The 7,644-nt window shown below is 59.5% G+C and carries 5 protein-coding genes and 1 pseudogene; 1 reads left to right on the top strand and 5 read right to left on the bottom strand.

Going from position 1 to position 7,644, the window contains the following annotated elements; genetic code table 11:
* Positions 1–204: 204 nt before the first annotated feature.
* From EN993_RS00350 to EN993_RS00330, 5 genes are read right to left on the bottom strand one after another with little or no spacing between them, the layout of a single operon-like run.
* A complete protein-coding gene (locus EN993_RS00350) occupies positions 205–1,206 on the bottom strand; it encodes an ABC transporter ATP-binding protein (RefSeq protein WP_063169341.1) in 1,002 nt (333 codons plus the stop codon).
* Complete coding sequence (locus EN993_RS00345) at positions 1,199–2,209, bottom strand: ABC transporter ATP-binding protein (protein ID WP_063169342.1); 1,011 nt, start codon at positions 2,207–2,209, stop codon at positions 1,199–1,201. Before EN993_RS00345 ends, EN993_RS00350 begins: the two co-directional genes overlap by 8 nt.
* A complete protein-coding gene (locus EN993_RS00340) occupies positions 2,206–3,138 on the bottom strand; it encodes an ABC transporter permease (protein ID WP_063169343.1) in 933 nt (310 codons plus the stop codon). The genes EN993_RS00345 and EN993_RS00340 overlap by 4 nt, the downstream gene beginning before the upstream one ends.
* Complete coding sequence (locus tag EN993_RS00335; protein ID WP_063169344.1) at positions 3,135–4,124, bottom strand: ABC transporter permease; 990 nt, start codon at positions 4,122–4,124, stop codon at positions 3,135–3,137. The genes EN993_RS00340 and EN993_RS00335 overlap by 4 nt, the downstream gene beginning before the upstream one ends.
* Complete coding sequence (locus tag EN993_RS00330) at positions 4,121–5,800, bottom strand: ABC transporter substrate-binding protein (RefSeq protein WP_063170379.1); 1,680 nt, start codon at positions 5,798–5,800, stop codon at positions 4,121–4,123. The genes EN993_RS00335 and EN993_RS00330 overlap by 4 nt, the downstream gene beginning before the upstream one ends.
* Positions 5,801–6,515: 715 nt before the next feature.
* On the opposite strand from EN993_RS00330, the pseudogene EN993_RS00325 reads away from it, so the two are divergent.
* Positions 6,516–7,586, top strand: a pseudogene (locus tag EN993_RS00325) (IS5 family transposase).
* Positions 7,587–7,644 lie beyond the last annotated feature (58 nt).

Genomic DNA, 7,644 nt, shown 5'->3' with positions numbered 1-7,644 from the left:
CTTCGTATCGCGGCGTTGGCGGTTTAATCGGGCCTAGTTCATTACACACTTCAGAGTGCCTCCCAGACATTGAGACTGATTCAAGATGGAGTGGCCAATTTCGACGGGTCTCAGCATTCTATCTGCATGGTGGTGTTCCAGCCCACCTGCCTGTGCAATACCAGATGGAATACGCTCATTGGGGTGGCGCTGATTGCATGCCTTTCACTTAGCGAGCCAGCAGGCTGACAGGTGCTGTGGTCCAACTTCGATCGCCGGCGGCTCCTCAGCTTTGCAACGGTCGAAGGCAAGCGGGCAACGAGGATGGAAACGGCAGCCCTTCGGCACGCGCGCGGCACTTGGAACCTCGCCCTGCAGGGCCGGCAACTCGGCGCGACCTGCGTTGCCGCCAATCTGCGGTGTGGCGTTGCGCAAGGCGACGGTATACGGATGGCGAGGGTTGAATGTGATCTCGTCGGCGCTACCAATCTCGACCAATTTTCCAAGATACAAGACCGCAATCCGGTCGGCGATCAGCCAGGCAAGGGGCAAATCGTGGGTGATGAACAGCAGCGCCATGTTGTGCCTGTCGCGCAAGTCAACCAGGACCTGAAGAATCTGAGCGCGTATCGAGACATCGAGCATCGATACAGGTTCATCAGCAACGATGAGTTCCGGCCGGACGGCAAGCGCTCCTGCAATCACGACGCGCTGGCGCTGCCCGCCGGATAGCTCGTGCGGGAAGCGGGCGAAGAAATCGCCGGGAGGATTGAGCCCAGCGGCCGCAAGCGCTTCACTCACCCGGTCGGCGAGTTGAGTGGCGTTACCGACCAGCCGCAGGGACTGCAACGGCTCCGCCACGATGTCGAACACGGTGTGTCGCGGATTGAGGGCCTGATAAGCGTCCTGGAAGATCATTTGCACGCGACGCCGGTACGGACGTAGAGCCGAGAAGCCCTCTACCGACCTCATGTCGCGGCCTTCGAACAGCATTCTGCCGCCAGTCGGCTTGGCAAGCTTGGTGATGACGCGGCCCACAGTGGTCTTGCCGCTTCCCGATTCGCCGACCAGGGCGACGATCTCGCCCCGCCCGACGTTGAGGTCGATCCCGTCTACCGCGCGCATGGCGCCGACAGATCGGCCCAGGACACGGTCGAACAGACCGCCCTGGATAGGAAAATGAACTTGCAGGCTCTCGAGACGCAGGATGCCGGCAGTGTCAGGCATGAACAGCGACCTTGTCTTCTTGCGTCAAGGACCGGTGAAGGTGACAGGCGACACGTCCCCGCCCGAACTTATTGAGGCTGGGGACTTCGGTCGCGCACCCCCCCATGACCGACGGGCAACGCGGATGGAAAGCGCAGCCCGAGGGTCGATTCACCAAGTTGGGAGGATCACCCGGTATTGGCCGGATCATCTTTTTGCCGCTCGCTGGGTTCGGGATCGATTCGATCAGCTGTCGGGTGTAGGGATGTTTGGGCTGGGCGAAAATCTCGGCGACAGTGCCATCCTCGACGATGCGGCCCGCGTACATGATCATTACGCGATCACAACACTTAGCCACCACAGAAAGGTCGTGGGTGATCAAAATCAGGGCGAGGCTCAACTGCGATCGCAAGTCGCCTAGCAGGTTAAGGATCTGAGCCTGAGTGATGACGTCGAGCGCTGTGGTGGGCTCGTCACCAATGATAATCGAAGGTCGACACGCGAGCGCCATGGCAATCATCACCCTTTGTCGCATTCCGCCCGACAACTCGTGAGGGTAGGCGGAACCACGATCCGCCGGGATGCCGACCAGTTGAAGCAACTCACTTCCCCGCTTGGTCGCCTCGCCCCGCGACATGCCGAGCTTCAGCATGCATGGCTCGGCGATCTGCTTGATAATGCGGTGAACAGGATTAAGTGCGTTCATCGCGCCCTGGAAGACAACGGACGTTTCGCTCCAGCGATGTGGCCGCATCGCCGCATCATCGTCGATCGGCAGTCGGTTGCCACGATAGCGCACTTGGCCGCCGCTGACCCGCGCGTTGGGTGATAGTAGACCAGCGATCGCCATCGCGGTCGTGGTCTTGCCACTGCCCGATTCTCCGACGAGGCCCACGGCCTCTCCGGCTCGGAGCGCGAAGCTTACGCCGTCGATTGCTCGCAATGAAACGCCCTTGAGCCCATAATCGACAGAGAGCCGGTCTATTTCCAGAAGCGGTGTTTTGTCCTGGGAGGAGCTGGTCATGGGATCACCCTCCGCCGTGGATTGAACGTGTCGTCAAGGGCACTGCCAATCAGGACGAAGCTAAGCGAAACCGTGAGTACGCACAGTCCTGGGGCGCCGAGGTACCACCAGGCTCCAGCACTGGCCGCGCCGGCGCGCTGAGCGAGCGAAAGCAAAGTGCCCCATGAAGGCTGCAACGGGTCCCCGAGTCCAAGGAATGAGAGCGATGTCTCGACATAGATTGCGCTGGCGACCACCAGCGCACCATTGGCTGCGATTTGCGGCACGAGATTGGGGAGGATGTGCCGCACCATGATGCCGAAATTACTGCTACCCGCAACGCGCGCACGATCAATGAATGGTCGCTCCTTAAGCGACAGTGTCTGACTCCGGACGATACGTGCAACAAAGGACCAGCTTGTCATGCCTATAACGACAATGATCACGAAAAGAGAAGGACGGAAGCCCAGGATTTCTCCACCGCGCCCCATCACCTCGAGAACCACGGGTGTAATGACCAGCGCCAGCACGAAGGACGGCATGACAAAAAAGAAGTCTGTCAAGCGCATCAGCCAGACGTCGACCCTGCCACCATAGTAGCCAGCGGTCGTACCGATTGTAGTCCCAACGACGAGGCTGATCACAGTCGCGAGTAGCGCAATCGTAAGCGAGATCCGGGCACCATGGAGGACCAGATTGAGCACGTCCCGCCCGATTTCGTCCGTGCCGAGCAGATGCTCGCCTGATGGGGGTGCGAGGAAATCGCCAGTTGCATTGATCGCAGTCTGGAGCGGTCCCGCCAGAATATTGGGGACCGCTCCCACAACAAGAAAGAATACCAGACATACGAGGCCCACCTGAGCACCGCCATAGCTGAGAAATTGACGCAGAAAGCCTTTTATTGCGCGCGCCCGGCCTCGCGGGCAATATCGAACAATATTGTCGCTCATTGTCGGACCCTCGGATCTAGAAGGCTGTAGGCAAGATCGGCTACGAGGTTTGCGAGAACAATTGAAACGCCAAGCAACAGGAATATGCCTTGAAGGACTGGGTAGTCCCGTGCGTTGAGTGCTTCCACCGTCAGCCCGCCGATACCCGGCCAGGCGAAAACGGCTTCGACAGTGATGGCCCCGGCGACCACATAGCCAATATTGAGGGTGATCAAGGTCACGACCGGTAGCATTGCATTGCGAAATGCATGACGCATCAGCATTTGACCGTTGGTCAGCCCTTTCGCCCGTGCGGTTACCATGTAATCCTCGGTGAGTACGTCACTCATTGCGGCACGAGCGACGACGACGTACTGGCCGATTAGCCCAAGCGCCACCGCAGTGGCGGGAAGCGTGAGATGTTGCAGGTAGTCGAGGAACGAACCAAGAGAGCCCGTGATCAGGCCGGGCGAGTATGCACCATAGCCCGGGAGCCAACCCAATGCCGTGCTGAAGATTACCACCAGGATCATGCCGAGCCAGAAAGCCGGCGTAGAATAGAGCGCCAGAGAGGCTCCGGTTGCGATACGGTCGCCGGCTCCTCCCCGGCGCCAGCCTGCGTAGATCCCAAGCATCACCCCAATAACGATTGCCATTATCTGAGCAACCCCGACTAGGACTATGGTGTCCGGCAGGCGTTCCGCTATCAGGTCTGCGACATGCCTGCCCCTGAACTTGAAGCTGTAGCCGAAATCGCCGCGGAGTGTTGCCGACAGGTAGTCGACCGCCTGGTCCGGGAACAGCGGCCGGTCAAGGCCCCAACGTTGGTTCTGCGCCTCAATCTGCTCGGCGGTGACGCTGACGCGCGCCCCGCCAAGCAAAAGAGATGCAGGGTCACCTGGAATAACTCGGAATAGGATGAAGTTCAGGACTGCCACCATCAGGAGGGTTATAGAGGCCCTGACGATGATGCGCAGGATGTGACGGCTCCCTCCCCCTCCGTTCACGGCGCGGGCACCGGCTTCAAGCGATCGAATGGGAAGTAGCTGTCCATCGACATGATGCCTTGCTTTCCCCAACCCTCGAAGCAATCCCTCCGGTGGGCTTCGAGCAGGGTGGGGTAACATAGTACGATGTAAGGCGCTTCAGTATAAATTAGTCGCGCTGCCTGGTCGACCAGCTTTTGGTTTTTCTTGAGGTCAACGGTGACCTGCACCTCCGCGAACAGTTTGTCGAACTCCGCATTCGTCCAGTACGCCTTGTTCTTGATGCCGATGGAATTGCTGCTGCCGAAGATGAGCAGGTCTTTAGGTGTTGGGCCTTGCCAGGTATCGGAAATGAGCAGATCCCACCCTCCGCCGCCTTTCGCCGGAGCTGCGGCGCGGGCGCTCAGCGCACCGGAGTCGAGCCGAGTCACCGATACAGGGATACCGATTTGCTCCAACCAGCCAGCGATAAACTGCACTGCCGCGACCGGCATCTCTATATTTGCTGAAGGTCCAGACACCAGCTCTAGCTGGAAACTCTTCCCGTCCTTGTCCTCCCGAATGCCATCGCCGTTCGTGTCCCGGTACCCTGCGGCGTCAAGCCGGCGGTTGGCTTCGGCGAGATCGAAGTGGCGCCTGATGTCGTTCAGATCTGAATAGTAATCGGCCGCCACCGGCATTGCGAGTCCGACACCAGGGTCGGCGTGTCCGCGCATGGCTCGATCGACGATGGCCTTCTGATCGATCGCGTAGCCGAGCGCATCGCGAAACGCCGGATCCTGCAGAGCCTTGGTGCTACCTGCGCCATCTCCCGAAGCGGTGTTGAAGGCGAGATAGGTTTTCTGAGCTATGCGGGATTCACCGACTACAATGTCGGGATCCTTCGAGAGATCAGCCCACTGGGCGGACGTCAGGTAGTTGCCATAATCGAGTTCCCCGCTCTTAAGACCTTGCGCAATCGGATCGGCGGCATCGAAGGACCGCAGGATCACCCCCGCGATTTGGGGCTTCCCCGTACGGAAATAGGGGTTCGGCGTCAGGCGTGTAAACTGGCCCTGGTGAAACTCCGAAACGATCATAGGTCCCGTACCCACCAAAGGCGGATCGTTGCGGAAGGTTACGCGTGCGTCAGCATAGCTGATGTCCTTCCAAATGTGCTCGGGAACGATCATTATGATATTGTCTATTGGCCAGGTCGCGGGGAACTTGGTCACGATCTGCAAAGTCTCGTCGTCGAACGCTTTGATGGACTCGACGTTCTCAAGACCGCTGGTGCTGTTCCACCCGACGTTTAGCTCGTCGGGCTTGCCTATGGAATCGTGCAAATAACTATAAGTGAACGCCGCGTCCCTAGCGGTAGCAGGCTGGCCGTCCGACCACTTCATGCCGGGCCAGATCTTGAAGGTCCAAGTGAGGTTGTCGTCGGCGACGGACCAAGATTGGGCAAAGCCCTTTCGATCGTCGTATCGCTGGGCGTCTATGCAGACCAAGAAATCATAGCAAATAGCCAAGGGCCAAAAGGAGCCCCAAGTGGCGAAGGGGTTCATCGAATCAGGGCCTCCACCCAGTCCGCCGATTCGCAGGATGCGATCGTCGCACGACGAGGCGAACGCCCTCGAGTTAATCCCCCAAGGGGTCGCCGAAATCGCCAGCATTGCCTTCATAAGCGCACGACGATTATATGAGTATTGGCTCATTTTATCCTCCCTGTTTGCCGGCTTTATCATCACTTCATGTTCACACGACCACGATGATCTACGGCCTCAACCCGGAACATCTGGCTTCCTTTTGACGGAAGCTCCACAGTCCCCTCATTCCAGATAAGTAGCAGTGCCCAGGGGGGTGGTTCCTGCAAATTGGCCGCTGTGCCTGCATGAATCCGGCGTTTTTCTCGATTCTGGGCACAGCTAGCCAGAATTAAAGTCGATTGGCCGGTTCCAGCTCCTGGCGGCGCCCACGGACAATTCGCATATAGCAAACGAGGCAGTCATTCAGGTTCTGTTCGCGACCTCGGGTTGGAGGGTCCCGTCGAGCCGCAAACGCCTTTATCACGGATGTGTGATGTCGGAATGTCGATGCCGAAATTCCAGAGGATATCCTCTTCCGGCACACGACGGTCTAAGAGGCGTTCGACAAGCTGCGCGCCGCGCAACAACACGGAGCTTGAGCCGCCCGTTGAAAAACGATGTAAACGCTGATGGATCTCCAGCCTGATGCGTGGCCGCCAGCTCGTCGACCGTGAACTATCCGCAAGCCATTGATCTGGCCTTTTGATTGAGGCGGATAGCGTCTTTTGAATTGCAGGATTAGCGGTATTTGGACGCTGTTTTCCTGCAATTCGGTTTTGCGATTCCCTTGTGCTGCGGAGCGTGATTCACTCGGTTCGGCGGCGGCGAATCGAGGGGACGGCGAATGTCCAAGCCACGCGAGACGGGAGAGCAGGACCTGTTCCGCTCCAGGCTCGATCAGATCATCAACATGAAGCAGGCGATCGACCGGCCGGTGCTGGAGGAGCGTTTCGGCGCCGTCTATTCGGACGGCCCCGGCATGCCGCCGCTGCCGACCCGGCTGATGGCGGGGCTGGCGATCCTCAAGCACACCTTCAACCTGTCGGATGAGGTGCTGTGCGAGCGCTGGGTGGAGAACCCTTACTTCCAGTATCTCACCGGCGAGACGTTCTTTTGCCATACGCTGCCGTTCGACCTCTCGTCGATGACGCGCTGGCGCAGCCGCATGGGCGAGGAGCGGATCGTGGCGCTGTTGCAGGAGAGCCTCAGCCTTGCGGTCAAGACCGGGGCGATGAAGCCGGCCGACACGCGCCAGGTGATCGTCGACACAACCGTGCAGCCGAAGAACGTCATGTTCCCGACCGACGCCAAGCTCATCAACCGGGCGCGCGAACGGCTGGTGCGGCTGGCCAAGAGGGAAGGAGCTCCATTTGCGCCAGAGCTATCAGCTGGCGCTGATCAGCCACCAGCGCTATGCCCACGCCAAGCAGTTCAAGCGGGCCAACAAGGCGCTGCGCAGGCTCAAGACCTATCTCGGCCGGACCATTCGCGACATTTCTCGCCAGATCGCCGGCGATGCGGGGCTGGACGCGCTCTTCAAATGGCCGTTCTACCAGGCCGCCACCGTTCTCTAGCAACGCCAGCGCCAGCGCGGCCGCAAGATCTACAGCCTGCACGCGCACGAGGTGGAATGCATTGGCAAGGGCAAGGCGCATATGCCCTACGAGTTCGGTGTGAAGGTGTCGGTGGCCACCACGCTGAAGCGCTCCAAGGGCGGCCAGTTCGCCCTGCATGCAAAAGCGCTGCCCGGCAATCCCTATGACGGCCACACGCTGGCAAGCGTCATATCGGCCACATCAAGAACGAACACCGCATGGGCCGCAACTACCTCGCCGGCCAGCAGGGCGACGCCCTCAACGCCGTCCTGGCCGCCGCCGGATACAACTTCTCCCTCCTGCTCAGGTGGCTGAAGTGATTTTTGTGGCCCTTGATCGCCCTGCTTCAACTCCGGCCGAAGTCGGTCGCCGCTTAGC

The sequence above is a fragment of the Mesorhizobium sp. M7D.F.Ca.US.004.01.2.1 genome (assembly GCF_003997785.1).
GTDB lineage: Bacteria > Pseudomonadota > Alphaproteobacteria > Rhizobiales > Rhizobiaceae > Mesorhizobium > Mesorhizobium loti.
The sequence above is the reverse complement of the archived record's forward strand: the minus strand, read 5'-3'. Positions and strand labels throughout refer to the sequence as shown.

Bases quoted from the DNA above. Each gene is read 5' to 3' on its own strand.
- EN993_RS00350 (WP_063169341.1), bottom strand. From the start codon at position 1,206: ATGCCTGACACTGCCGGCATCCTGCGTCTCGAGAGCCTGCAAGTTCAT.
- EN993_RS00345 (WP_063169342.1), bottom strand. From the start codon at position 2,209: ATGACCAGCTCCTCCCAGGACAAAACACCGCTTCTGGAAATAGACCGG.
- EN993_RS00340 (WP_063169343.1), bottom strand. From the start codon at position 3,138: ATGAGCGACAATATTGTTCGATATTGCCCGCGAGGCCGGGCGCGCGCA.
- EN993_RS00330 (WP_063170379.1), bottom strand. From the start codon at position 5,800: ATGAGCCAATACTCATATAATCGTCGTGCGCTTATGAAGGCAATGCTG.